Below are 24,372 nucleotides of genomic sequence, written 5' to 3'. Positions count from 1 at the left end.
TCGAGTGAGCCTTCGGCTCACGCGCTGCCTGTGGCAGCGCACCCCCCTCACCCAGCTACGACTAGGCAGCCAGCTGCCAAGTCTGCGCATCCCTCTCCCCCAAGGGGGCGAGGGTAACAGGTCAGATCGCGGCCTTGCCCCGGATGAGGCCGACGACGCCGGTGCGGCCGATCTCGACCAGACCGATCTGGCGCATCAGCCCGGCGAAGGTGTCGATCTTCTCGGTCGTTCCGGTAATTTCGAAGATGAAGCTCTCGATCGTGGTATCGACAACCTTTGCCCGGAACACTTCGGCGAGGCGCAGGGCCTCGATCCGGTGATCGCCCGTTCCCGCCACTTTCACCAGCGCCAGTTCGCGCTCGACATAGGGGCCAACCTCCGTCAGGTCGACGACGCGATGCACCGGCACCAGCCGGTCCAGCTGGGCGATGATCTGGTCGATCATGCGCGGCGGCCCGTTGGTCACGATCGTAATGCGGCTGATCGAATGATCCTGCGTGATGTCCGCCACGGTCAGGCTGTCGATATTATAGCCGCGTGCGGTGAACATGCCTGCGATACGCGCAAGGATGCCCGCTTCGTTGGCAACGGTCAGCGACAGGACGTGCCGCTGGCTTTGTTCTTCAGTGATATGCATCAGGAGGGCGTCTCTTCCTTGGCCTTGTCTTCGGTTTCGCGACGGACGGAAAGCATACCGGCATAGGCATAATGCCAGCCGCCGTCGCCGCTGCGATGCGCGATCCGCACGGGAAAGCCGACGACCGCATCGAATATGCGTTCGAGATGCTCGCCGACATAGCGCGCGCTGACGAGCAGCCGCGCAAAGCGACGCCCGTTGTAATCGAAGCCTTCGTCCAGCATCACTTCCCATTCATCGTTCGGCTCTTCCCCGGGACCGTACACATGGTCCGTCGTCCAGCCGGTGAGTTCGGTCACGCCCGTGATCCGCTCGAAATCCCACGGTTCGGTCACGTGGATGCGCAGCTTCAGATGGGTGGTCACGACACTCTCCCTGGTGGATGACCTCTGCTGGCCGACGAGCGGTCAGACGAGGGCTTTTGCTTCGTCATCCATCGTGCCGGATACCATGCTGGGGTCAAGCAGCATGTCGGTATGCGCGGCACCCGAAGGGATCATCGGGAAACAATTGGAAAGCTTTGCCACGCGGCAATCGACCAGAACCGGACCGGGGGTGTCGATCATCCGCTGGATACCGGCGGCCAGATCGTCATGCCCATCGATGCGGATGCCGGTCCAGCCATAGGCCTCAGCCAGCTTCACGAAATCGGGCAGGCTGTCGCTGTAGCTTTCCGAGTAGCGGCTTTCGTAGGTCAGCTCCTGCCACTGGCGGACCATGCCCATATATTCATTGTTCAGGATGAAGATCTTCACCGGCAGGCGATATTGCGTCGCGGTGCCCAGCTCCTGAATGTTCATCTGGATCGACGCGTCACCGGCGATGTCGATGACCAGAGCGTCGGGATTGCCAAGTTGCGCGCCGATCGCGGCGGGCAGGCCATAGCCCATGGTGCCCAGGCCCCCCGATGTGAGCCATTTGTTGGGATCGTCGAAATGGAAATGCTGCGCGGCCCACATCTGATGCTGGCCGACTTCGGTGGTGATGATGACATCCTTGCCGCGCGTGGCGGCAAACAGGTCGGCGATCGCGCGCTGCGGCATGATCTCTTCGCCGCCCTCGACATAATCGAGGCTGCGGCGCGCGCGCCATCCTTCGATCCGTGCCCACCATTCGGCGAAATCGGGCCGCGTATAGCCACGCTTTTCCAGCAGCGCGATCATGTCCGCCATCACGCTGCCGACGTCGCCGATGACGGCAAGATCGACCAGGACATTCTTGTTCACCGAACTGCGGTCGATATCGACATGGATCTTCTTGCTGTTGGGCGAAAAGGCGTCGAGCCGCCCGGTCACCCGATCGTCGAAGCGCGCGCCGAGGCAGAGGATGAGATCCGCCTTGTTCATCGCGAAATTGGCTTCATAAGTGCCGTGCATGCCCAACATGCCCAGCCATTGCGGGCTGGAGGCGGGGAAGGCACCGAGGCCCATCAGCGTCGACGTGACCGGCGCGCCGGTCATAGCGGCGAGCGCCCGCAGATGCGCGGCGGCCTCCGGCCCGGAATTGATGACGCCGCCGCCCGTGTAGAGAATGGGCCGCTCGGCCGCCATCAGCATCTCGACAGCGGATTCGATCAGGCGCGGGTCGCCATGGAAGGCCGGGCGGTAGCTGGGATGGTCGATCGGATCGGGCCGGGAATAAGGCGCAGTCGCGACCTGGACATCCTTCGGAATGTCGATGACGACGGGGCCGGGGCGGCCCGATGTGGCGATATGGAAAGCCTCGTGAATGACATGCGCGAGACGGCCGGGGGTCTTCACCAGATAATTATGCTTGGTGCAGTGGCGGGTCAGGCCCACCGTGTCGGCTTCCTGAAAGGCATCGGTGCCGATCAGATGGGTGGCGACCTGACCGGTGATGACGATCATCGGGATCGAATCCATCAGCGCATCGGTGATGCCGGTGATTGCATTGGTCGCGCCGGGACCGGACGTGACGAGAACCACACCCGGCTTCCCCGTCGAGCGTGCATAGCCTTCGGCCGCATGGGTCGCGGCCTGTTCATGACGCACCAGGATATGCTTGATCTTCGGATGGGCGTAGAGCGCATCATAGATGGGCAGGACCGCCCCGCCGGGATAGCCGAACACCACCTCGACCCCCAGATCGACCAGGCATTCGCACAGAATGTCTGCGCCGCTGCGTTCGCGCGCCTTGCTGCGCGCTGCGGGCGCGGCGGGCTGGCTGGCGGCAACGGCCTGGGTATCGGCCACGTCAAATCTCCTGTCAACTGGGCTTTTCCGCCATGGGCCAGTCCCATGCGATTGACAAGTCCAGTGTTGGAGCGGCGCTCTATGAATTATAAAATAACCTGTCAACACCTATTTGTGAAATAATCTAACCAATTTTCCATTGATTTTGTTATCCACTGCTCCATGAAAGCGATGCCATGCCGGTGGCGGCTGATTGGAGAACCATGTGTACTGGCGCTTGGCATATTGCCGGGTTGCCAGTTGCCCTTGCGCGATCATGGTTTCGCGGTCGATGGCACCGGCATCCCATGCCGCAATTTCGCGGACGCCGATTGCGCGCATCACCGGCAGCATCGGGTTGAGACCGCGGTCCACCAGAGCGCGCACTTCCTCGACACCCCCGCTTTCCAGCATCCCAACAAACCGACGGTCGCACCGGTCGAGCAGCCAGTCGCGCGGCGGCTGCAATATGAGCGCGCACAGACTTACGGATGCGCCAATGCCACCCACCTTGTGCCGTTGCCAATCGGCCAGCGTGCGCCCGGTGGCGCGCGCGACTTCCAAAGCGCGGGCAACGCGGGTGGTATCGGCGGGGGCCAGACGCAGCGCGGCATCGGGGTCTTCGATCCTCAGCGCGGCATGGGCCTGCGCCACCGGCATGGCGCGGATTTCCGCCCGGACGGCCGGATCTATCTCCGGCACCGGCGCAATGCCGTCCAGCAAGGTGCGGATGTAGAGCCCGGTGCCGCCGACCAGTATCGGCAGGCGGCCATCGGTATGGGCGGCGGCGATCTCGCTGCGGGCCTCCGCGGCCCAGCGCGCCGCCGAACAGGCCTCCGTACCGTCGATATGGCCAAACAGGCGATGTGGCGCGCGGGCCATGTCTTCGGGCGTCGGCCTGGCGGATATGATCGCAAGATCGGCGTAGACCTGGCTTGCGTCGCAATTGATGACGACACCGTTGGTCCGCTCCGCCAGGGCAATGGCGAGCGCGCTCTTGCCGCTGGCGGTCGGCCCGGCAATAAGCGCGAGCGGCGGGCGGGATTCGCCCGTGGCGGGATTAGAGGTGTCCATGTTCGTTGCGACCTTAGTGGCAAGCGCCGCAATCGGGCAGGGGGATATTGCCGATGCGCGCGACCGGCTGCACGATGCCGGATGCCGACCCGGCGAGAGCCGCTGGATCGATCCCGAAGTGGCGGCCGACCTGTTCTTCGATACCGATCCGGCGACGGCGCGGGCGGTCCTGACCGGGTTGGGGCAGGGACAGGGCCTGGGGCAGGGGATCGACGTGATCGTTCAGCCTGTGGCGCACCGGGAAAAGCAGCTCATCGTGGCGGACATGGATTCGACGATGATTACCGTCGAGTGCATCGACGAATTGGCGGACTATGCGGGTATCAAGGCGGAGATCGCCGAAATCACCGAGCGCGCAATGCAGGGGGAACTGGACTTTGCAGCGGCGCTGCGGGCGAGGGTTGCCTTGCTGAAAGACCTGGACGAGGCGGTGATCGAGCAGTGCCGGACGGAGCGGGTACGCATCATGCCGGGCGCCAGGGCGCTGATCCGAACGATGCGGGCACGCGGCGCATGGGCCGTGCTGGTGTCGGGCGGGTTCACGCGCTTTGCCGATCCGGTGGCCGCGGAGATCGGCTTCGACACGGCGATTGCCAATGTTCTGGACATTGCAGGCGGCAAGCTGACGGGAACGGTGCACGACCCGATTGTCGACGCTGCGCGCAAGCGGTTCGAACTCGGCGCGGCGATGGCGCGATCGGGCATAGCGCGGGAGGCGACACTGGCGGTCGGCGATGGCGCAAACGACATTCCGATGATCGAGGCGGCCGGGCTGGGCGTCGCCTATCATGCGAAGGAAAAGACCCGCGCCGCCGCCGACGCAGAGATCGTCCACGGCGACCTGCGGGTGCTGCTCTATGCGCAAGGGATCGGGCGGGCTGACTGGGTGCCGGACTGAGCGGCGATCAGCGCGTTTCGCCGTCGCCCGGCACGATTTCCACGATCATGTCGCCTGCCTTGACCGCCTGCGCACCCGCTTCCCAGAAGCCGATCGGACGGCCATCGCGATAGATGCGGACGGCGATGCCTGTTCGGATCGCTTGCAGGGGCAGGCCGACTTCGTTCGCCGCCGCCACACGTTCGGAAAGTTTGACGCGGCCACCGGCGGCCGCAAGATCGGCCATGTAGTCGGCAATATGCTGACCGGAACAGCTTCCTGCCAGCAGCAGACCGGCGAAGCTGACCGGATTGATGACGGTCGTGGCGCCGGCCTGCCGCGCGGGCAATTCATTGTCTTCGTTACGCACGACGATGCTGATGGGCACGCCGGGCGCCAGATGACGCGCGGTGAGCGTGATGAGAATGGACGTGTCGTCCCGTCCGCCGGACACGATCATCGAACAGGCGCGGTCGATCCGCACGTCTTTCAATGTCCGGTCGCGTGTCGCATCGCCGCACAGGATATTGCAGCCCAGTTCCTCGGCATCTTCCAGGGCATGCTCGTCGCAATCGATCACGACGATTCGATGCGGATCGTTGCCACGGGCGATGAGTTCGCGCACCGCCTCGGCATTGCTGGTGCCGAAACCGGCCACGACGATATGCCCTTCAAGAGCTTTCTGGATGCGGGCCATGCGCCACCTGTACACTGTGTTGCGAAGGAAGAAACTATAGGCCGTGCCCAGAAAGATGAGCCAGACGAACAGCCGGATCGGCGTGACGATGAACGTTTCGAACAGGCGAGTCTGCGGACTGACCGGCACGATGTCGCCATAGCCCACGGTCGTGACCGTGACGGTCGTGAAGTACAGAACGTCGACGAAGCTGATGTGATTGTCCAGATTGTCCTTCAGACCGTCGCGATCGATCCAGTGGATCGCGAGCACAACGGAAATCAGGCCGAACACCAGCGCGACTCGCCACGCCAGATCGGCCCACGCAGGCAAGGAGGACCGCCTTCGTAGAAAATGCGAAACGCCTCGCGACCTGTCCGGGCGAGAATGATGGGATGGCACACGCATCACGCGAGCCTAGGCCAGTAACGGCTCAACACGCAATCGCGACGGCAGGACGTGGGGACGCGACCCCCGCGTTCGGAACGGGGTCAGTGACCAAATGCCGCCGCCACCGCATCCATCGAGCCGTCGTGCGTCAGGTCGTAATGCAGTGGCGTTACGGTGATATAGCCCTGAGCGATGGCTTCGAGGTCGGTGCCTGCGGGCACGGCATCGCTGTCGCCGAGGCCGAACCAGTAATAGCGATAGCCGCGCGGATCGGTCCCCTCCACGATGCGGGTGCGGTCGATGTCGTGGAATCCCTGGCGAACGACGCGGATCCCTTTCACCGCATCAGGATCGATCGCGGGGAAATTGACGTTGATGAGCATCCGCTTGCCCGCGGGCATGGCGATCAGCGGGCGTAGCACCTTTTCGCCCCATGCCTCGGCACAGGCGAACGGCACGCTGTCGCCCATGCCCTCACGTGCGTAGACCTGGCTGAGCGCGATCGACCGCACGCCCGAGATCGCGCCTTCCATCGCGGCGGCGACGGTGCCGGAATAGGTCACGTCCTCCGCCAGATTGGCGCCGCGATTGACGCCCGAAAGGATGAGGTCGGGCGGGCAATCCTTCATCAGCTGCCCCATCGCCATCATGACGGCATCGGTCGGCGTGCCGCTGACGCTATAGTGCTTTTCACCATGCTTGCGGATGCGCAGGGGGCGGGAGAGGGTAAGGCTGTGTCCGGCACCGGACTGTTCCTCCGACGGGGCGACGATCCAGATATCGTCCGAAAGGGTGCGGGTAATGGTTTCCAGCACCTTGAGGCCGGGGGCGTGGACGCCGTCATCGTTGGTCAGGAGGATACGCATGGAAAAAAACTCCGTTCGGGCTGAGCTTGTCGAAGCCGTCGCCTGAGCGAAAGCGAAGGTACCTCACTGCGTTCGGTGGAACCCTTCGACTTCGCTCAGGGCGAACGGCTAGGGGCGCGGTTCGAGCCGCGTCACGCCGCCCATATAGGGGGCAAGGACGTCGGGGATGATGACGGACGCGTCCGCCTGCTGATAATTTTCGAGCACGGCGACAAGCGTGCGGCCGACGGCGAGGCCGGAGCCGTTCAGCGTATGGAGGAAGCGCGTCGCTTTCTCCCCCTCCGGCTTGAAGCGGGCATTCATGCGTCGCGCCTGAAAGTCGCCGCAGTTGGAAATGCTGCTGATTTCGCGATAGGTCTGCTGACTGGGCAACCAGACTTCGAGGTCGAAGGTCTTGGCGGCGGAAAAGCCCATGTCGCCACTGCACAGCAGCATCTTGCGATAGGGCAGGTCGAGTGCCTGGAGAATGCCTTCGGCCGCGGCGACCATGCGCTCATGTTCGGCAGGTGAATCGTCCGGCGAGCAGATGGCCACCAGCTCCACCTTCTCGAACTGATGCTGGCGGATGAAGCCGCGCGTGTCGCGCCCCGCCGAGCCGGCCTCGGACCGGAAGCAGGGTGTGAGCGCCGTGAAGCGCAGCGGCAGCCCATCGAGCGGGACGATCTGGTCGCGCACGAGGTTGGTCAAGGTAACTTCGGCGGTGGGGATGAGCCAGCGGCCGTCGGTCGTATGGAACAGGTCTTCGGCGAACTTCGGCAATTGCCCGGTGCCGTACAGCGCATCGTCGCGCACCAGCAGGGGCGGATTGACTTCCTCATAGCCGTTTTCGCCCGATTGCCGGTCCAGCATGAACTGGGCCAGCGCCCTGTGCAGCCGCGCCATGCCGCCGCGCAGCGCCGCAAAGCGCGCGCCGGACATGGCAGCGGCGCTTTCGAAATCGAGGCCGAGTGCCGGACCGAAATCGGCGTGATCCTGTGGCGTGAAATCGAACGCGCGTGGCGCGCCCCAGCGCAAGACTTCGACATTGGCGGCTTCGTCGGCACCTTCCGGCACATCGTCGGCAGGCAGGTTGGGGATGGCGAGAAGCATGGCATCGAGGGCCGCGGACGTATCGCGATCTTCCTGCTCCATCGCGGGCAGGCTTTCCTTGAGCGAAGCCACTTCGGCTTTCAGCGCATCGGCGGTGGTGGCGTCGCTGGCGGCCATCGCCTGACCGATCGCCTTGCTGGCTTCGTTGCGACGCGCCTGATTGATTTGCAGCGCGGTCGCGATGGCGCGGCGCTTCTCGTCCAGCGCCAGTATTTCGGACGACTGTGGCGGCAGGCCACGCCTGGCAAGCGCAGCGTCGAAAGCGGCGGGATTGTCCCTGATGGCGCGGATGTCATGCATGGCCGCACCCTATGCCGCCGCACGGTAAACGGCGCAAGGGACGAGCGCACAGAAAAGGGCGGACCCGACTGGCAGGCCCGCCCTCATCTCCCCCGCAGAAGATTGTGCTCAGGCCGCTTCGCTGGCCTCGACGGGTGCCTTGGCGGCAAAGCGGCGGCGCGCCACGAGCGCGGCCGCGGCAGCGCCGAACAGCAGTACCATCGGCGGCGCGGGCACGTCGGTCGGCGGCGGCGGGTGTCCGCCGCTGGAGCCGCTGCTGCCCGAGGACGTCGAGGAGCTGGTGCTGCTCGACGTGCTGCTGCTCGTCGACGAAGATGTGGACGAAGAGGTCGATGTCGAACTGCTCGTCGCGCCGAAGCTGGATGACGAGATAGTACCCGACGACGTGGACGACGTGGTGCTGACGCCACCCGTCGATGTCGACGAGGTCGTGCTGACGCCGCCGGTGGACGAGGATGTGGACGATCCGCCGGTTGAGGAGGTCGATGTCGAGCTTACCCCGCCGGTCGATGTGCTGGATCCACCGGTGGAGGTGCTGGAGCCGCCCGTCGAACTGGTGGAGCTGACGCCGCCAGTAGAACTTGTGGAACTGACGCCCCCTGTCGATGTGCTCGATCCACCCGTAGAGCTGGTGGAGCTGAGACCGCCGGTGGACGTGGAGACGCCACCGGTCGACGTGGAAACACCGCCGGTAGACGTCGATACGCCGCCCGTGGACGTGGACGATCCGCCCGAGCTGGTCGAGCCGCCGCTGGTGGAGCTGGACCCGCCACTGGTCGATGTCGATCCGCCGCTGGTGGTCGATGATACGACGACGCTGCCGCCGCCACCGCCGCTGCCGCCGAAAAAGCCGCCGAAGAACCCGCCGCCGCTGCCACCAAAGCCGCCGCCGCCGCCGATCACGACCGGTACGCCGCCACCGCCGCCGCCTGCATAAGAGGGGCCTTCCGCCAAGGGCGCAGGCATGGGCATAGGAATGGGTGCGGCCTGAGTCGTCACAGTAATGGTCTGCGGCGCGCAATTGGCAGCGGTCCGCACGATCCGTTTCTTGACGACACGCTGCGCATAGCGGCGCTTGGCCGGCGCCTTCTTGGTTATTTTCAGGCTCTGGACGTTGGCCGGGCGCGGCTTTTCCGCCACATGGACGGCGCCGCCGCCGATCAGAGCACCCCCGCAGGTGACAGCGCAAAGTTTGGCTAGAGCCATCCGAACCGACATAGCTTCACACTCTTATTAATTCCTGTGCCACGCCGTCATCCGATGGTCCTGCGGACGAGGTGAGACAACTCCTTCTGCAAGAAAGGCAAAAGAAAGCGTTAACTGCAACGGCGTTAACTGCGTTTGGGAACGGGGCGGCAAGAAAAGCATGAAGTCGGCGTAAAGGAACATGGTTAATGTCCCAGCGCGATACAGCCCGGCACCGTCAGGTGCATGCCTCATGTCGAAATCCGTCAGCCGCACAGCCTTGTCCCGCCGTCGGCGTGCATGGTCGGCAATATTGATTCGGCACGGCGTGGGGGATCGCCGCGAGACGCATGAAAGGCCGCTTGTATCAGGCCTTTGCGGTGGCTATAGGCGCGCTCAATCATAACAGGCGGCCGGGTTCCCGCCCCGGTCCCTGTCCCGTTTCGGAGAGCGCAATGGCATCGGTCCTCAATTCCGGCAAAGGCGGCGCATCGGCACAAGGCGCTGTCGCCTTGCCGGAAGATTATCGCCCGTCGGCGGACGAAGAGTTCATGAACCCCCTGCAAGTCGAGTATTTTCGCCAGAAGCTGCTGGACTGGAAGAAGCAGATATTGGCGGAAGCGGAAGGGACGCTTGCCGTTCTGCAGAACGAGCCGCTGCGCGAACCCGATCTCAATGACCGCGCGTCGAGCGAAACCGACTGGTCGATCGAACTGCGCACCCGCGACCGTCAGCGCAAGCTGATTGCCAAGATCGACGCGGCGCTGCGACGGATCGATGACGGCGAATATGGCTATTGCGAAGTGACCGGCGAGCCGATTTCGCTTGGCCGCCTCGAGGCCCGGCCGATCGCGACGATGACAGTCGAGGCGCAGGAACGGCACGAGCGTCAGGAAAAGGTCTCACGCGACGACTGATCGGCGGGGACCGGCGGCGGATTAACGCTTCCTCCATTCTCACCATGCTATCCGGACCGGCAGATAAGCGGTCGATCTGGATATTTCATCGATGAACAACGAAGCTGATGATCCGGGCAAGCTGGCTCCGGGCGAGCTGGGGCCGGATGAACGCGGTCCGGCACGCCGGTCACGCCGCGACAGCCTGTTTCTGCTCACCGTGCTGAGCGCAGCCGACGGCCGGGACATGGGCAGCGCACGTGTCCGCAACTTGTCGGCCACCGGGCTGATGGCGGATTGCGAAACGCCGGTTGCGGTCGGCGATCGCGTATCGATGAAATTGCGCGGGGTCGGCACGGTCAGGGGCACGGTGGCCTGGGTCAGAGACGATCGTATCGGGGTGACTTTCGACCGGGAGATAGATCCGCAGGCCGCGCGACGCCCGATCGCCGAGAGCGACGCCATCAAGCATATGCCGGATTATCTTCGGCCTACCTTTCCGGTCAATCGCCGCTGAAGACCGGAAAACAGCCGCTCGGCTGAGGATGCGGGGATGGCGATTATCCCCTTCGCGCATGTATGTCTTGTTCCCCTGCGAAAGCCGAGGAACGATACATTAGCTGCTGGAAAGTTAGGCTGCCTGTCAGGATGGTGCCCGACCGTCTGGGCTGGTCCCCGTGGTCCGCGGAGACCAGCGCAACGGGTGGCGTCAATGCGCCGAAGCGATCTCTTCCTTCACGCGCAATTTGCGCTTTTTAAGGGTCGCTACCAGGATCGCATCGGGCAGGGGGCGGCTTGTTTCAGCCTTGATCCGGGCTTCGATACCTGCATGCTTGGCTTGCAGGGCAGACAAGTGCGTATTGTCCATTTTGGTCTCCTTCACATAAGTTCCGGATGATCGAATAGATCATGATTCGCGTGGTCTGTCTCGCTTCTTTTTGTGGTCTGCGACAAGTGCGCCGGGATTTGCGACAATCCGCATCATGCCTCGACAAAGACAGTGGATTGCACCGGCATCGATGATCGGCAATGATGCTCCGCATGACGCCCGAAGACATCATGCGACGCCTCGAACTGTTGCGAATCGAGCATCGCGATCTCGATATGGCGATCGGCGCCCTGGTGCACAGTGGAACCGGGGATCAGTTGCAGCTTGCACGGCTGAAGAAGCGCAAGCTGCGGCTGCGCGACGAGATCGCGGTGCTTGAGGATGCGCTGATTCCCGACATCATAGCCTGACCAGCGGTCGCCGCCGAACGGCGCTCCATCGAACCGAAATGGGACAGCAGCCGATATCATCGTTGCATAAGCGTAAACATGCCTGACAGCGGCTCGGCATTATGCCATCCTCAATCATGGCCGCTGCATCCTATATCCTCGATACCGGGCTCCACCGCCGTCTGGTCGACAGCCTCTATGTCGAGGCAATGGTGATGGCCGATGAGGCACGCGCCTATTTCGATCGCCTGGGCGCGTCGGACCGCGAGGCGCTGGAGCCGATGAGCCGCATCGTCTTTTCGTGCGAATCGCTGAAGGTGACGACGCGTCTTATGCATGTCATCGCATGGCTGCTCGGGCAAAAGGCCTGGCAGCGGGGCGAGATCGACACCGCGATATTGCGTGAGGAACGTTTCAGCCTGGGCGAGGCGGCCGCGACCGAAATGCATGGCATTGCGCATTTTCCTTTTGCGGCGCGCGCGCTCATTTCAGGCAGCGGCGATCTTTACGACCGGGTCAAGCGGCTGGAGTCGCGGTTCTGGGAAGGGCAGGCGCTTGCGCCCGAAATGCGCCACGGCCCCGCCCATGCGCTGATCGATCGGCTGGCCAAGGCGTTCTGAAGCGCATATGGCTGTGCAACCCGTCGCGTTCTGACGCGTTGAAATGCGCAATGCGCTGTCGACCGGTCATCATGGCTGGCGCCGTCGTCAATTTATCGGCTAGAGCGGGATGATGGTATACGGCGCGCGGCCCAGATTGTTGCTCATCATGTCGTCGCGCATTGTCTGGCTCGGGCTGGCGTCCGCATCGCTGGTCCCGCCGCTTGCGCGGGCGCAGACCAGCGTACCGACTATGCCGGCAACGTCCGGCACAGAAGCCGATCAGACGGAGCCGAATGCGGCGACGACCGATGCGTTGTCGATCGATCCTGAGGCGGCGCTCGCGCCCTTGCCCGATATCGGTGTCGATTGGCCGGATATGGACGCCAGCGACATCATCGCGCCGCCCTTGGCCGAAACACCGGACAGCAGCGCACCCGCAGAGGCCACTGAGGAGGCCGTGCCGGTGGCCGATGCTGCCGAGGCCGCCAGCCAGCCGGGAACAACAGGCGCGGCCGGGCAGGCGGCGGATGGCCCGGCGCTGACGGAGGCTGACATGGATGCCGCCGGAGAACGCCGTTACCGCGTTGTGCTGGACGGGCTAGATGGCATCACCGACAGCCTGTTTTCGAGCCGCTTCGACGAGCTTTCGGCGCTCAAGCAAGGCGATGGCAAGCCCGCCAACCTCGCGCAGATCAATCGCCGGATCAGGGAAGATACCGAACTGCTCGACCGGCTGATGCGGGCGAAGGGCTATTATGATGCGCGTATCCGCGGGTCGGTCGCCGCGCCCGCCGCGGGCGACGACCGGTTGCTGGTGACGATGGACGTGGTGCCGGGCACATTATATCTGCTGGCATCGATCGACTTGCCGGGGATCGAGGCGGCAGGGCCGAAGGAACCGGTGCTGCGCGAGGCGTTCACGGTCAAGATCGGCGATCCGATCGACGCCGACCGGATTGTCGGGGCGCAGGCATCGCTGTCGACGGCCCTGGGGGAAAACGGCTTTCCGTTCGCCAAGGTGGATGAGCCGGTGGTGCGCGTGGATCATGAGGCGCGCCAGGGCGATCTCGATATCATCGTGACGCCGGGCGGCTATCGCCGGTTCGGCCAGATCGTGCTGCAGGACGATGATCTTTTCAGCGCGCGACATGTGCAACGGATCGCCCGGTTCCGGCCTGACGATATGTACATGGCATCGGATGTCGAGGATTTGCGGCGCGCGCTGGTGGCGACGGGCCTTGTGTCGTCCGTCACCCTGACACCGACCGATGCGGGCGACGGCGAGCATGTCGATCTGGCCGTGGACGTCACCGCCGCCCCGCCGCGCACCATAGCCGGGGAAGTCGGCTATGGCACAGGGGAAGGGTTTCGCGTCGAGGCAAGCTGGCAGCATCGCAATTTCTTCCCGCCGGAGGGGGCGGTCACCGCGCGCGGCGTTCTGGGCACGCAGGAGCAGACCGGATCGCTCACCTATCGCCGCAACAACTTCATGAAGCGCGATCAGGTGCTGACCGGGCTGCTTTCGGTCAGCAACATCAACCGTGACGCCTTTGCCGCGCGGACGATCCAGCTTTCGGGTGCGCTGGAGCGGCAGACCAACATCATCTTCCAGAAGAAATGGGTGTGGAGCGTCGGCGCGGAACTGATCGCCTCGCAGGAACGGGACAGTTTCAGCCGCCTGGCGGGCGGGCGGCGCACCTTTCTGATCGGGGCCTTGCCGAGCGGCCTCACCTATGACGGCAGCGACGATTTGCTCAATCCGACGCGCGGGTTCCGCCTGGGCGGCCGGATAAGCCCGGAAGTGTCTTTCCAGAACAGCACCTTCGCCTATGTCCGCACCCAGATCGACGGCAGCGTCTATCAGCCGATGGGCGAAAGCGTCACTTTGGCGGCGCGCGCGCGGCTCGGCACAATATTGGGATCGACCGTCAATCGCATTGCGCCGTCGCGGCGTTTCTATGCTGGCGGCGGGGGATCGGTGCGCGGCTATGGCTATCAGGCAATCGGACCGCGCGACGCCAACAACGATCCGATCGGCGGCAAGAGCTTGGCGGAGTTCTCGCTGGAGGCCCGCGTGCGCTTCGGCACTTTCGGTGTGGTGCCGTTCATCGACGCGGGCAATATCTCGACCGCCGCGCTGCCGCGGTTCAGCGATCTACGCATCGGGGCCGGTGTCGGCCTGCGCTATTACAGCAATTTCGGGCCGATCCGCATCGACGTCGGAACGCCCATCAATCCGCAGCCGGGCGACAGCAAGATCGCGGTCTACGTCTCGCTGGGGCAGGCCTTCTGATGGCACAGACGGACGAACCTGCCGTGGCCAGCGTGCCCCCACGCAAGACCGGCCGGCGCTGGCAACGTTGGGTATCGGGCATCATCCTGACGCTCGTGCTCGCAATTGCGGGCGCGGCGCTTTGGCTGGATACCAGCGCCGGGCATCGTTTTCTCATTAGCCGGATCGAGCGGGTCGCGCCGGAATCGGGCCTGCGCATTCGTGTCGGCGCGATCGAAGGCAGTATCTACAGCAAGGCGCGGCTGATCGACCTGCGGATTTACGATCCGGGCGGCCTGTTCTTTTCCGCGCCGCGTGTGCAGCTTGACTGGTGGCCGATCGCCTGGCTTTCGAACCGGCTGGACATCGACCGGCTGATCATGCCGCGCGCAACGCTGCACAAGCTGCCCGCGCTTCGTCCCTCCCGCGTGCAGGGTCCAATCCTGCCCGATTTCGATATTCGCCTGATGCAGCTTCGCGTCGAGCGGCTGACGCTCGCCCAGGCCGTGACGGGGCGGGCGCAGGTTGCGACGATCGAAGGCGATGCCGACATACGCGCAGGCCGCGCGGTCATCGATCTGTCGGCGCGGGTGCTTGACGGCGCGGACGCGCTTCTGCTCGCGCTCGACAGCCGCCCGGACGATGACCGTTTCGATGTCGATGTGACGGTCAATGCGCCCAGGGGCGGCGTGCTGGGGAAAATGGCCGGGCTGACGCAGGACGCCAATCTGCGGGTGCAAGGCGACGGCACATGGACCCGGTGGAACGGAACGGCGATCGCAACGCTCGACAAGGTGCCTGCGATATCCCTGCGGCTTGGCGCACAGAAGGGTGGCTATCAGCTCAGCGGTACTGTTGAGGGACAGGCGATCGCGGGCAATGGCCTCATCCAGCGCCTGTCCGCGCCAAAGCTCGATCTGACGGCCAGCGGGACATTGGAAAACCGCGTCATCGACGGGGTTCTGAAAGTTCGGTCGGCGGCGATCGACCTGACCGCTGACGGCGCGATCGACCTGCGCAACAGCGGGTTCGACAATCTGCTGATCGACGCGAAGCTGGCCCGGCCGCAAGCGTTGCTCAAGACGATGACCGGTCAGGATGTGTTTGCGCGGGTACGGCTTGACGGACCGATCAGGACCGTGGGTTTCGAATATCTGCTGTCGGCCACGCGCCTTGCTTTCGGAAAGACGGTGCTGCGCGACGTGAAGGCGCGCGGGCAGGGGCGGCGTGCCGATGGCGGACCAATCATCCTGCCCGTCAACCTGTCGGCGCGGCAGCTCGACGGGCAGGGCGACATGGTTGCAGGCATCGTTCGCAATTTCACGCTGGCAGGGGCGTTGCAGATCAACGGGCAGACGATCACGTCCACACCGCTGCAAGTCCGATCGGACAAGTTGCGCGGTGCGCTTGTCGTGCTCGCCGACCTCAAGACCGGACGCTATGACATCGGGCTGACAGGCGACATCAACGGCCTCGTCATTCCCGGCCTTGGCATCGTGGATGTGCGATCGAAGGTGCAGGCGGTGCCGGGCGCGGGCGGCGGCTTCAGTCTGCGCGGGCAGGCCGATGCGCGGATGCGCAGGCTCGACAACAGCTTTTTCCGAACCCTGGGCGGTGGACTGCCGCGGCTGCGATCGGCCTTGGCGCTGGGCGCGGACGGCCGATTGCTGCTGAGCGGGATCAAGCTCGATGCGCCGCTGCTCAGCCTGTCGGCCAATGGCTACCGACGGCCCGACGGGACATTCCATTTCGAAGGCGGCGGCAACCATCAGACCTATGGCCCGCTTACGCTGGTGCTGGATGGCAGGATCGACCGGCCCGCTGTCGATCTAGTCCTGGCCCGACCGCTCGACGCGGCGGGTCTGCGGGCGGTGGCGGTCAAGCTGCTGCCCGATCCGATCGGCTATCGCTTCACGGCGGAGGGCGGATCGGTGCTTGGTCCGTTTTCAGGCAATGGCACGATCGCGTTACCTGCGGGCGGGCAGACGGCGATCAATGTCGAGCGGCTGGCGGTGGCCGGTGCCGTGGCGCGTGGCACGATCCTGCCGGTGACTGGAGGCCTAGACGGGCGGCTGGACGTGACCGGGGCCGTTGCCGGTTTCGTCGGAATGAAGCCAGTGAACGGCATCCAGCAGATCACGACCGAGCTGACGGCAACCGACGCCCGGTTCGACGGGCCAACCGCGATCAGCGTGCGGCGCGGCAAGCTGACGGCCAGCCTGCTGCTCGACCCCGCGGGCACGAGCGTCGATGCCGATATAACCGCCCGTGGGCTGCTGATCGGCCCGATGCGGATCAACCGCATGGATGCCAAGGCGAAGCTGACCGATGGCAAGGGCAAGGTCACCGGCGGTATCGTCGGTCAGCGTGGTCGCCTGTTCGACCTGAAGTTCGACGTCGATGTCGCGCCGGACCAGATCGGCCTGATGCTGACGGGCACGCTCGATAGGCGCCCGGTTGCGGTGAGCCGTCGCGCGATACTGACGCGGACCGACGACGGCTGGCGGCTCGCACCGACCACGATCCGCTATCGGGGCGGCAGCGCGCAATTTGCCGGGCGGCTGGGCGGCGAAGCGACCGAGATCGAAGCGCGGCTCGACAAATTGCCTCTGGCCATGCTCGATCTTGTTTATGACGAGCTGGGATTGGGCGGCCTTGCGACGGGCACGCTGAGCTATGCCAAGCCGCGCGACGGGGTGCCGACCGGTGAGGCGCATCTGCGCATCAGGGGTCTGACACGATCGGGCCTTGCGCTCAGCTCGCGACCGGTCGATGTCGGCGTGAATGCGGACCTGACGGCGACGCGCCTGGCCGCGCGCGCGATCATCACCGCCGAAAACAAGACGATCGGGCGGGCGCAGGCGCTGCTGACGCCGCTCGGGTCAGGCGACCTGATGCAGCGTATCGAGGGCGCGCCCCTGTTCGCGCAGCTTCGCTATAACGGGACGGCGGATACGCTGTGGCGTCTCACGGGGATCGAGATCATCGACCTGACCGGCCCGGCAGCGATTGCGGCGGACGTGCGTGGTACGCTGGCCAATCCCGTTATCACTGGCTCGATCGCCAGCGACAATGCAACGATCGACAGTCCGATCACGGGCATGCGGGTGAGCAACATCAAGACGCGCGGCCGGTTCAGCGGATCGCGGCTTGTCATTTCCAGCTTTGCGGGGACCGCGCGCGGCGGTGGCACCGTCAGCGGCAGTGGCGCTTTCGATTTCGGTGGCGGGAAAGGCGTGGCCATGGACCTCAAGATGCAGGCCGACAATGCGACGCTGCTGGAACGCGACGATATCGGCGCGACCGTGACGGGGCCGATCAGCATCACGTCCGACGGCATCGGCGGCACGATAGCGGGCGATGTGGACATGATCCGCAGCCGCTTCACCCTGGGACAGGCGGCGGCGGTTGCAGCGATACCGGAACTGCGCGTCATCGAAGTCAACCGGCGCGGCGAGGAGTTCGAGCGGGCGGCGACGACCGCATCCTGGAGACTGGCGATCAAGGCGCGGGCGCGCAATCGCCTGACGGTTACCGGCCTTGGCCTCGACAGCGAATGGCGCGCCAACCTGGATATCGGCGGCACGGTGACGGCACCGGCCATTCAGGGCACGGTCGATCTGGTGCGGGGTGGTTACGAGTTTGCCGGACGGCGGTTCGACTTGACCGAAGGGCGAATCCGCTTTGACGGCGCAACCCCGACCGACCCGACGCTCAATATCGAGGCGGAGGCGAACATCAACGGCATCAACGCGGCCATCCGGGTGACGGGGACCAGCCTGAAGCCGGTCATCAGCTTCACCAGTGTGCCCGCCTTGCCGGAAGACGAGCTTCTGTCCCGGCTGTTGTTCGGCACCTCGATCACCAATTTGTCGGCGCCCGAGGCCCTTCAACTGGCCGCCGCCGTAACTTCGCTGCAGGGCGGTGGCGGCGGCCTCGACCCGATCAATGCCGTGCGCAAGGCGGCGGGCCTCGACCGGCTGCGCATATTGCCCGCCGACCCGACGCAGGGACAGGGCACGTCTGTTGCAGCGGGCAAATATCTGACGCGGCGCACCTATGTGGAGATCATCACCGACGGGCAGGGCTATTCGGCGACGCGGATCGAGTATCAGGTCACGCGGTGGCTTTCGCTCCTGTCGAGCGTTTCTACGCTGGGACGGCAGAGCGCCAACGTGCGGGTGTCGAAGGATTATTGAGAAAGCCCATTGACGTGACATTGCATTCGAAGTCATGAGCGGAGCATGACCGATCCCCGCCCCCGACAGCGTTCCCGGATAGATGCGAGCGCAGCGATCAGCGTCGTCGACCTGTTCACCGTGGGCGTCGGGCCATCCAGTTCGCATACGGTGGGGCCGATGCGCGCCGCGCGGATGTTCATGGAAAGTCTGGCCGCCTGTCCGGAGGGCATCACGTGCGAACTGTTCGGATCGCTGGCGCTGACGGGCCATGGCCATGCGACCGACACTGCGATCCTGCTGGGGCTGTGCGGCGAAACGCCGGAAGCTGTCGATCCCGAAAATATGAGCGCGCGCATAGCGGCCATCCGCGCGGAGGCGGTGATTCGGTTCGGCGCGTGGACGATCCCGTTCCTCGAAAGCCGCGACCTGCTGTTCTGCAAGGGCGATTTTCTGGAGCAGCACAGCAACGGGATGCGTTTCAGCGCGCGGATGGCGGGCGGGGAAACAGTGGTCCGGGAATATTTTTCGGTCGGCGGCGGTGCGGTCGTGGCGGGTGAGACCATCGACTGTGCGGGGGATACGGCACCAGCGCTGGGCCATAATCTGGTGCAGCCGCTGCCCTTTTCATCGGGCGTCGAATTGCTGGAACGTGGCGAGGAAACAGGGCTGTGCATCGGCACGATCGTTTTGCGGAACGAAGGGGCCTGGCGCACGCAGGCCGAGACGGAGGCGTTTCTCGACACGGTGATCGATGCGATGCACGGATCTATCGATCGCGGCATGCGGGAGGAAGGCATGCTGCCCGGTGGCCTCAAGGTCCGCAGGCGCGCGAAGGCGATCCATGCCCGGCTCCGCGCAGGTCAGGAAGGCATGCAGCCTGCGGCGATATTTGAATGGGTCAGCCTGTTCGCGCTGGCCGTGAACGAGGAAAACGCCGCCGGAGGCCGTGTCGTGACGGCACCGACGAACGGCGCGGCGGGCGTCATTCCGGCGGTCCTTCGTTATTACCGCAAGTTCGTGCCGGGTGCCGACCGCGAAGGCGAGCGGCTGTTGCTGCTCACGGCCGCGGCGATCGGCTTTCTCTACAAGAAGCGCGCGTCAATCTCCGCCGCCGAAATGGGGTGCCAGGGTGAAGTGGGCGTTGCCTGCTCCATGGCGGCGGCGGGGCTGGCGGCGGTGCTGGGCGGCACGAATGCGCAGGTGGAGAATGCCGCCGAAATCGGGATGGAGCATAATCTGGGCCTCACCTGCGATCCCATCGGCGGGCTCGTCCAGATCCCCTGCATCGAACGCAACACCATGGGTGCGGTGAAGGCGATCAACGCCGCCTATCTGGCGCTACAGGGCGACGGGCGGCACATCGTCAGTCTCGACGCGGTGATCGAGACGATGCGCCAGACGGGCGAAGACATGGCCAGTCGCTACAAGGAGACAAGCCTTGGGGGGCTGGCGGTCAATGTCGTGGCCTGTTGACAGGCGGGACTCGTAACCGGTCATGCCCGGCCCTATAGCGGGCTATGGCTTCCCCTCCCAAAGTGCCCCGCACCGCATCACCGCGCCCGAAACCCGCCAAGGTCCGTCCGGCCGGCTTTCCGTCGCGCGAGCAGATCATCGATTTCATCACGACCGCCGAAACCCCGGCCGGAAAGCGGGAAATCGCGCGCGCCTTCGGGCTGAAGGGGCAGGAGAAGATCACGCTCAAGGCGCTGCTGAAGGATATGGCAGACGAGGGCCTGCTCGACATCGGCCCGGCGCGGGCCTTCCACAAAATGGGTGGCGTGCCCAAAGTCACGGTGCTGCGGATCGCGGATGTCGATGGCAGCACGCTGATCGGCATCCCCGAACGCTGGGAAGCCGATGGTGTCCCCCCACCGCGCCTGCGCATCGTGGAGCGTGGGAAGCGCAGCGCGTTGACGGTGGGCGACCGCATATTGGCGCGGACCGAGGAAGCGGGTGCGGGCTGGGTCGCGCATCCCATGAAGAAGCTGGCCAAGGGCGAAGAACTGCTGCTGGGCGTAGTCGAAAAGCAGGAAGGCGGCGCGCTGGTGCTCCGCCCGGTCGATAAGCGCAACCGCACTGTCGCCCGCATTTCCGACATGGGACAGGCAAAGCCGGGCGATCTGGTATTGGCGGAAGCAGGCGGACGCGCGCCAAAAGTAACCGCGCGGATAACAGACGTGCTGGGCGACCCGTTTGCGGCCAAGAGTTTCAGCCTGATCGCCATTCACAAGTTCGGTATTCCCTTCACCTTTCCTGACCGGGTCGAGGAAGAGGCGCTGACCGTTGCCAGATTGCCTTTGCATGAAGCGAAGCGCGAGGATTTGCGCCATCTGCCGATCGTCGCGATCGATCCGGTGGACGCTCGCGACTTTGACGATGCGGTGTGGGCCGCGCCCGATGATGACGACGCCAATCCCGACGGCTTCCGCGCCATCGTCGCCATCGCCGACGTGTCTTATTATGTCCGTCCCGGCAGCGCGCTGGACAAGGAAGCGCGCAAACGCGGCAACAGCGTCTACTTCCCCGATCGCGTCGTGCCGATGCTGCCGCATCAGTTGTCGTCCGACATGTGTTCGCTGCGCGCCCGGGAAGATCGCGCCGCACTGGCCTGCCATCTCGTCATCGACCGGAACGGCAAGGTCACGTCCTGGCGCTTTACCCGCGCGGTGATCCGGGTGGCGGCGAATATCCCTTACGAGCAGGCGCAGGCGGCGATCGACGGCACGGCGGCCAACCCGTTGCTGGAAACGGCCCTCAAGCCGCTCTGGGCGTGCTGGGCATTGCTGGCCAAGGCACGGGACAAGCGGGAGCCGCTCGATCTCGACTTGCCCGAACGGCGGGTGGTGCTGGACGAAGCGGGCAAGATCGTCAGCGTCGCGGTGCGCGAGCGGCTCGATGCACATCGCCTGATCGAGGATTACATGATCGCCGCCAATGTCGCCGCCGCCAAGGCGCTGGAGGCGAAGAAAGCGCCGGTGATGTACCGCATCCACGAGCCGCCGAGCCGGGAAAAGCTGATTGCGCTGAAGGACTATCTCAAGACCTTCGACATCGAGTTCGCGATGGGGCAGGTGATCCGCCCGGCGACGTTCAACCGCCTGATCGAAAAGATCGGCGACAGCGATGTGAAGCCGCAGATCATGGAGCAAATCCTGCGGACCCAGACGCAGGCCTATTACGGGCCGCAGAACGCAGGGCATTTCGGCCTGGCGCTGGGCAGCTACGGCCATTTCACCTCGCCTATCCGGCGCTATGCGGACCTTTTGGTCCATCGCGCGCTGGTGGGGGCCTATGGGCTGGAAATGCCCGCACCGAAGGACAGGAACCTGCCCGACAAGACATCGCTATCGGGCGAGGACATGGCCAATATGAGCCGTGTGGGCGAACTCATCAGCCAGCATGAACGGCGGGCGATGGAAGCCGAACGGGAAACCGTCGACCGCTATGTCGCGGCCTATCTTGCGCTGCATGTCGGCGAAGTGATGGATGCACGAATCACGGGTGTCCAGAACTTCGGCTTTTTCGCGACGGTGGATGGGCTGGGCGGTGACGGGCTGGTGCCGGTATCGACGCTGGGGGCCGAGCGGTTCTATTATGACGAGGCGGGCCGCGCGCTGGAAGGGATGACCACGGGCGATCGCTATACGCAGGGTCAGCGGCTGAAACTGCGGCTGGTCGAGGCCGACCCGATCAACGGGTCGCTGCGGTTCGAACTGCCCGAGGGTGCGAGCCATCTGCCCTTCCGCGGCCCCAATCGCGGACCGGCCAATCGGGGACCCGGACGCGCAACCGGCGGATTGCAGCGGCGCGGGCGACCGGGGAACATCCGGCACAGCAACAATCCGCGGGGGAAGAACAAACGATAAAATCCGTTCGGGCTGAGCGCAGTCGAAGCCTTCTGCTGAGCCGCAGGCGAAGCCACTTCACTTCGTTCAGTAGTACCCTTCGACAAGCTCAGGGCGAACGGTTTGATATTGGCACCTAACTCAGCCGGTCCACGGCATCCCGATCCAGCGACCCCGGTATCACCATGATCGGACAATGCAGGCTGCCCGCGTCGGTCCCGGCGAAATGGGCGACCAGTGGCCCCGGTGCGCCGGTGGCCGCCGCACCCAGCACCAGCGCGGCGATATCGGGATTTTCATCCAGCGTCCTGCGCACCAGAGTGACGGCATCGCCCTGCTTGACGGTGATTGTCGGACGGATGCCCGATTCCTGCATCAGCGTACCGGCCGCCCCCATCACCAGCGCCTCAGCGCGTTGCCGCGCCTCTTCCTCTATCGTCGCCTGAACGCCGCCCCATTGCACGAACTCTGTGGGCGGGATCAGCGCCAGGATTTGTACGGCGCCCCCGGTCTTGGCGGCACGGCGGGCGGCGAAGCGCAGCGCCACTTCGGCTTCGGGAGTCTCATCGACCACCACCAGATATGTCCGCATCTTATGTCCGCCCCTGAAACCGTCCCCGGAATCTGCGGCATAAATCTTCGCCGCGCAAGGCTTTGCCGGATATGCACCGTCTCCGCCCTTGACCGTAGCGGCCAAAGCGTCAAGTAACGGGCTTCCCTCCCCACGGAATCAGATACGAGAAGGGCTGCACCCTCATGGCAATCAACATCCAGATGCCGGCATTGTCTCCCACCATGGAAGAAGGCTCGCTGGCGAAGTGGCTGGTCAAGGAAGGCGACACGGTCAAGTCCGGCGATCTTCTGGCGGAAATCGAGACCGACAAGGCGACGATGGAGTTCGAGGCCGTCGATGAAGGCGTGATCGCCAGCATATTGGTGGCTGAAGGGACCGACGGCGTGAAGGTCGGCACGGTCATCGCGACGTTGACGGTCGAGGGCGAGGACGCCGCCGCCCCTGCGCCCAAGGCCGAAGCGCCGAAGGCCGATCCCGCACCCGCAAAGGCGGAAGCCGCTCCGGCACCGAAGGCCGACCCGGTTCCGGCCAAGGCGCCCGCTGCGAGCGGCGACCGCGTCAAGGCCAGTCCGCTCGCGCGCCGCCTCGCCGAGGCCACCGGCGTCGATCTGTCGGGCATCGAAGGCAGCGGCCCCAATGGCCGCATCGTCAAGGCCGATCTGGATGGTGCGAAACCGACCGCCAAGCCGACGCCCAGTGCTGCGCCTGCTCCCGCTCCAGCAGCGGCCGCCGCGCCAATCGTCGCGCAGGATCATGGCATTCCGCATGAAGCGGTGAAGCTGAGCAACATGCGCAAGACGATTGCGCGCCGCCTGACCGAATCCAAACAGACGGTGCCGCATATCTACCTGACCGTGGATATTCGCCTCGACAAGCTGCTGAAGCTGCGCGGCGAATTGAACGCGGGGCTGGAGGGGCGGGGCGTCAAGCTGTCCGTCAACGACCTGCTCATCAAGGCGCTGGCGGTGAGCCTGTTGGAAGTCCCGGCGTGCAACGTGCAGTTTGCCGGCGATACGCTGCTCAAGTTCCAGCGCGCCGATATTTCGGTGGCGGTATCGATCCCCTCGGGCCTCATCACACCGATCATCGTGGATGCGGGGTCCAAGGGCGTGGCCACCATCTCGGCCGAGATGAAGGATCTGGCCGCCCGCGCGAAGGACGGCAAGCTGAAGCCGGAGGAATATCAGGGCGGCACCGCTTCGCTCAGCAATATGGGCATGTTCGGCATCAAGCAGTTCGAAGCCGTCATCAACCCGCCGCAGGCGATGATCATGGCGATCGGCGCGGGCGAGAAGCGCCCCTATATCGTCGACGATGCGCTGGGCGTCGCGACCGTGATGAGCGCCACGGGCAGCTTCGACCACCGCGCCATCGACGGCGCGGATGGCGCGCAACTGATGAAGGCGTTTAAGGAACTGGTGGAAAACCCGCTGGCGATGCTGGCTTGAGAGAAGCTCCTCGGAGAAGCCCCTCCCCCCTCGCGGGGGAGGGGTTGGGG

Annotated in this window: 20 protein-coding genes; 11 read left to right on the top strand and 9 right to left on the bottom strand. The window is 64.8% G+C overall.

Annotated features, from left to right (window positions below):
- Nucleotides 1-121: 121 nt before the first annotated feature.
- The 4 genes from ilvN to miaA form a co-directional block, all read right to left on the bottom strand.
- Nucleotides 122-637: an acetolactate synthase small subunit gene (gene ilvN, locus ENE74_RS09905; RefSeq protein ID WP_127690784.1), complete on the bottom strand. Its 516-nt coding sequence runs from the start codon at nucleotides 635-637 to the stop codon at nucleotides 122-124.
- Complete coding sequence (locus ENE74_RS09900; protein WP_127690783.1) at nucleotides 637-1,002, bottom strand: hypothetical protein; 366 nt, start codon at nucleotides 1,000-1,002, stop codon at nucleotides 637-639. Before ENE74_RS09900 ends, ilvN begins: the two co-directional genes overlap by 1 nt.
- Before the next feature lie 42 nt (nucleotides 1,003-1,044).
- Nucleotides 1,045-2,766 carry a biosynthetic-type acetolactate synthase large subunit gene (gene ilvB, locus ENE74_RS09895; RefSeq protein WP_241241964.1) on the bottom strand — a complete coding sequence of 574 codons (1,722 nt, stop codon included), beginning with the start codon at nucleotides 2,764-2,766 and terminating at the stop codon, nucleotides 1,045-1,047.
- 192 nt (nucleotides 2,767-2,958) lie between these two features.
- Entirely contained in the window at nucleotides 2,959-3,903 is a 945-nt protein-coding gene (gene miaA, locus ENE74_RS09890) for a tRNA (adenosine(37)-N6)-dimethylallyltransferase MiaA (RefSeq protein ID WP_127690781.1), read from the bottom strand.
- On the opposite strand from miaA, the gene serB reads away from it, so the two are divergent.
- Nucleotides 3,902-4,801, top strand: coding sequence for a phosphoserine phosphatase SerB (serB, locus tag ENE74_RS09885; protein ID WP_127690780.1), 900 nt, complete (start codon nucleotides 3,902-3,904; stop codon nucleotides 4,799-4,801). The genes miaA and serB overlap by 2 nt on opposite strands.
- Before the next feature lie 7 nt (nucleotides 4,802-4,808).
- Here serB and ENE74_RS09880 read toward each other — a convergent pair whose 3' ends face one another.
- The 3 genes from ENE74_RS09880 to serS form a co-directional block, all read right to left on the bottom strand.
- The gene (locus ENE74_RS09880) at nucleotides 4,809-5,864 is read right to left on the bottom strand and encodes a potassium channel family protein (RefSeq protein WP_127690779.1); all 1,056 of its coding nucleotides are present in this window, start codon (nucleotides 5,862-5,864) and stop codon (nucleotides 4,809-4,811) included.
- Between the two features lie 83 nt (nucleotides 5,865-5,947).
- Complete coding sequence (gene surE / locus ENE74_RS09875; RefSeq protein ID WP_127690778.1) at nucleotides 5,948-6,712, bottom strand: 5'/3'-nucleotidase SurE; 765 nt, start codon at nucleotides 6,710-6,712, stop codon at nucleotides 5,948-5,950.
- Between the two features lie 108 nt (nucleotides 6,713-6,820).
- Nucleotides 6,821-8,101 carry a serine--tRNA ligase gene (gene serS / locus ENE74_RS09870; protein WP_127690777.1) on the bottom strand — a complete coding sequence of 427 codons (1,281 nt, stop codon included), beginning with the start codon at nucleotides 8,099-8,101 and terminating at the stop codon, nucleotides 6,821-6,823.
- Between the two features lie 139 nt (nucleotides 8,102-8,240).
- Between serS and ENE74_RS09865 the strand changes: the two genes are divergently transcribed.
- From ENE74_RS09865 to ENE74_RS09855, 3 genes are all read left to right on the top strand, one after another.
- The gene (locus ENE74_RS09865) at nucleotides 8,241-9,038 is read left to right on the top strand and encodes a hypothetical protein (protein ID WP_206517687.1); all 798 of its coding nucleotides are present in this window, start codon (nucleotides 8,241-8,243) and stop codon (nucleotides 9,036-9,038) included.
- 703 nt (nucleotides 9,039-9,741) lie between these two features.
- Nucleotides 9,742-10,203 (top strand): RNA polymerase-binding protein DksA, encoded by a 462-nt coding sequence (dksA, locus tag ENE74_RS09860; protein WP_127690776.1) that lies wholly within the window; start codon nucleotides 9,742-9,744, stop codon nucleotides 10,201-10,203.
- A gap of 91 nt (nucleotides 10,204-10,294) precedes the next feature.
- Nucleotides 10,295-10,699 carry a PilZ domain-containing protein gene (locus ENE74_RS09855; RefSeq protein ID WP_127690775.1) on the top strand — a complete coding sequence of 135 codons (405 nt, stop codon included), beginning with the start codon at nucleotides 10,295-10,297 and terminating at the stop codon, nucleotides 10,697-10,699.
- 192 nt (nucleotides 10,700-10,891) lie between these two features.
- Here the strand turns inward: ENE74_RS09855 and ENE74_RS09850 are convergent, their stop codons facing one another.
- On the bottom strand, nucleotides 10,892-11,050 hold the full coding sequence (locus ENE74_RS09850) for a YdcH family protein (protein ID WP_127690774.1): 159 nt from the start codon (nucleotides 11,048-11,050) through the stop codon (nucleotides 10,892-10,894).
- Nucleotides 11,051-11,223: 173 nt separating this feature from the next.
- Between ENE74_RS09850 and ENE74_RS09845 the strand changes: the two genes are divergently transcribed.
- The 6 genes from ENE74_RS09845 to rnr all read left to right on the top strand — a co-directional run bounded on the left by ENE74_RS09845 (nucleotide 11,224) and on the right by rnr (nucleotide 22,321).
- Nucleotides 11,224-11,421, top strand: a complete 198-nt coding sequence (locus tag ENE74_RS09845; protein ID WP_206517686.1) for a YdcH family protein — start codon at nucleotides 11,224-11,226, stop codon at nucleotides 11,419-11,421.
- A gap of 116 nt (nucleotides 11,422-11,537) precedes the next feature.
- Entirely contained in the window at nucleotides 11,538-12,020 is a 483-nt protein-coding gene (locus tag ENE74_RS09840; protein ID WP_127690773.1) for a DUF1465 family protein, read from the top strand.
- Nucleotides 12,021-12,168: 148 nt separating this feature from the next.
- Complete coding sequence (locus tag ENE74_RS09835; RefSeq protein WP_241241933.1) at nucleotides 12,169-14,295, top strand: autotransporter assembly complex protein TamA; 2,127 nt, start codon at nucleotides 12,169-12,171, stop codon at nucleotides 14,293-14,295.
- A complete protein-coding gene (locus ENE74_RS09830) occupies nucleotides 14,295-18,473 on the top strand; it encodes a translocation/assembly module TamB domain-containing protein (protein WP_127690772.1) in 4,179 nt (1,392 codons plus the stop codon). Before ENE74_RS09835 ends, ENE74_RS09830 begins: the two co-directional genes overlap by 1 nt.
- A 45-nt stretch (nucleotides 18,474-18,518) precedes the next feature.
- The gene (locus tag ENE74_RS09825) at nucleotides 18,519-19,928 is read left to right on the top strand and encodes an L-serine ammonia-lyase (RefSeq protein WP_127690771.1); all 1,410 of its coding nucleotides are present in this window, start codon (nucleotides 18,519-18,521) and stop codon (nucleotides 19,926-19,928) included.
- Between the two features lie 44 nt (nucleotides 19,929-19,972).
- Nucleotides 19,973-22,321, top strand: coding sequence for a ribonuclease R (gene rnr / locus ENE74_RS09820; RefSeq protein ID WP_127690770.1), 2,349 nt, complete (start codon nucleotides 19,973-19,975; stop codon nucleotides 22,319-22,321).
- A gap of 115 nt (nucleotides 22,322-22,436) precedes the next feature.
- On the opposite strand, the gene ENE74_RS09815 is transcribed toward rnr, so the two are convergent.
- Nucleotides 22,437-22,892, bottom strand: coding sequence for a universal stress protein (locus tag ENE74_RS09815; RefSeq protein WP_127690769.1), 456 nt, complete (start codon nucleotides 22,890-22,892; stop codon nucleotides 22,437-22,439).
- A gap of 164 nt (nucleotides 22,893-23,056) precedes the next feature.
- Between ENE74_RS09815 and ENE74_RS09810 the strand changes: the two genes are divergently transcribed.
- Nucleotides 23,057-24,322, top strand: coding sequence for a pyruvate dehydrogenase complex dihydrolipoamide acetyltransferase (locus ENE74_RS09810; protein WP_127690768.1), 1,266 nt, complete (start codon nucleotides 23,057-23,059; stop codon nucleotides 24,320-24,322).
- Nucleotides 24,323-24,372: the final 50 nt, after the last annotated feature.

The sequence above is a fragment of the Sphingobium algorifonticola genome (assembly GCF_004005485.1).
Taxonomy (GTDB): Bacteria; Pseudomonadota; Alphaproteobacteria; order Sphingomonadales; family Sphingomonadaceae; genus Sphingobium; species Sphingobium algorifonticola.
Note: the sequence above shows the minus strand (reverse complement) of the source record. Positions and strands in the feature narration are given on the sequence as shown.

What these genes read in the sequence shown, in the direction of transcription:
- ENE74_RS09840 (WP_127690773.1), top strand. Translation starts at nt 11,538, where the DNA reads ATGGCCGCTGCATCCTATATCCTCGATACCGGGCTCCACCGCCGTCTG.
- ENE74_RS09880 (WP_127690779.1), bottom strand. Translation starts at nt 5,864, where the DNA reads ATGCGTGTGCCATCCCATCATTCTCGCCCGGACAGGTCGCGAGGCGTT.
- ENE74_RS09825 (WP_127690771.1), top strand. Translation starts at nt 18,519, where the DNA reads ATGACCGATCCCCGCCCCCGACAGCGTTCCCGGATAGATGCGAGCGCA.
- serS (WP_127690777.1), bottom strand. Translation starts at nt 8,101, where the DNA reads ATGCATGACATCCGCGCCATCAGGGACAATCCCGCCGCTTTCGACGCT.
- dksA (WP_127690776.1), top strand. Translation starts at nt 9,742, where the DNA reads ATGGCATCGGTCCTCAATTCCGGCAAAGGCGGCGCATCGGCACAAGGC.
- ENE74_RS09855 (WP_127690775.1), top strand. Translation starts at nt 10,295, where the DNA reads ATGAACAACGAAGCTGATGATCCGGGCAAGCTGGCTCCGGGCGAGCTG.
- ilvN (WP_127690784.1), bottom strand. Translation starts at nt 637, where the DNA reads ATGCATATCACTGAAGAACAAAGCCAGCGGCACGTCCTGTCGCTGACC.
- ENE74_RS09850 (WP_127690774.1), bottom strand. Translation starts at nt 11,050, where the DNA reads ATGGACAATACGCACTTGTCTGCCCTGCAAGCCAAGCATGCAGGTATC.
- ENE74_RS09830 (WP_127690772.1), top strand. Translation starts at nt 14,295, where the DNA reads ATGGCACAGACGGACGAACCTGCCGTGGCCAGCGTGCCCCCACGCAAG.
- miaA (WP_127690781.1), bottom strand. Translation starts at nt 3,903, where the DNA reads ATGGACACCTCTAATCCCGCCACGGGCGAATCCCGCCCGCCGCTCGCG.
- ENE74_RS09845 (WP_206517686.1), top strand. Translation starts at nt 11,224, where the DNA reads ATGACGCCCGAAGACATCATGCGACGCCTCGAACTGTTGCGAATCGAG.
- ENE74_RS09810 (WP_127690768.1), top strand. Translation starts at nt 23,057, where the DNA reads ATGGCAATCAACATCCAGATGCCGGCATTGTCTCCCACCATGGAAGAA.
- serB (WP_127690780.1), top strand. Translation starts at nt 3,902, where the DNA reads ATGTTCGTTGCGACCTTAGTGGCAAGCGCCGCAATCGGGCAGGGGGAT.
- rnr (WP_127690770.1), top strand. Translation starts at nt 19,973, where the DNA reads ATGGCTTCCCCTCCCAAAGTGCCCCGCACCGCATCACCGCGCCCGAAA.
- ENE74_RS09815 (WP_127690769.1), bottom strand. Translation starts at nt 22,892, where the DNA reads ATGCGGACATATCTGGTGGTGGTCGATGAGACTCCCGAAGCCGAAGTG.
- ENE74_RS09835 (WP_241241933.1), top strand. Translation starts at nt 12,169, where the DNA reads ATGTCGTCGCGCATTGTCTGGCTCGGGCTGGCGTCCGCATCGCTGGTC.
- surE (WP_127690778.1), bottom strand. Translation starts at nt 6,712, where the DNA reads ATGCGTATCCTCCTGACCAACGATGACGGCGTCCACGCCCCCGGCCTC.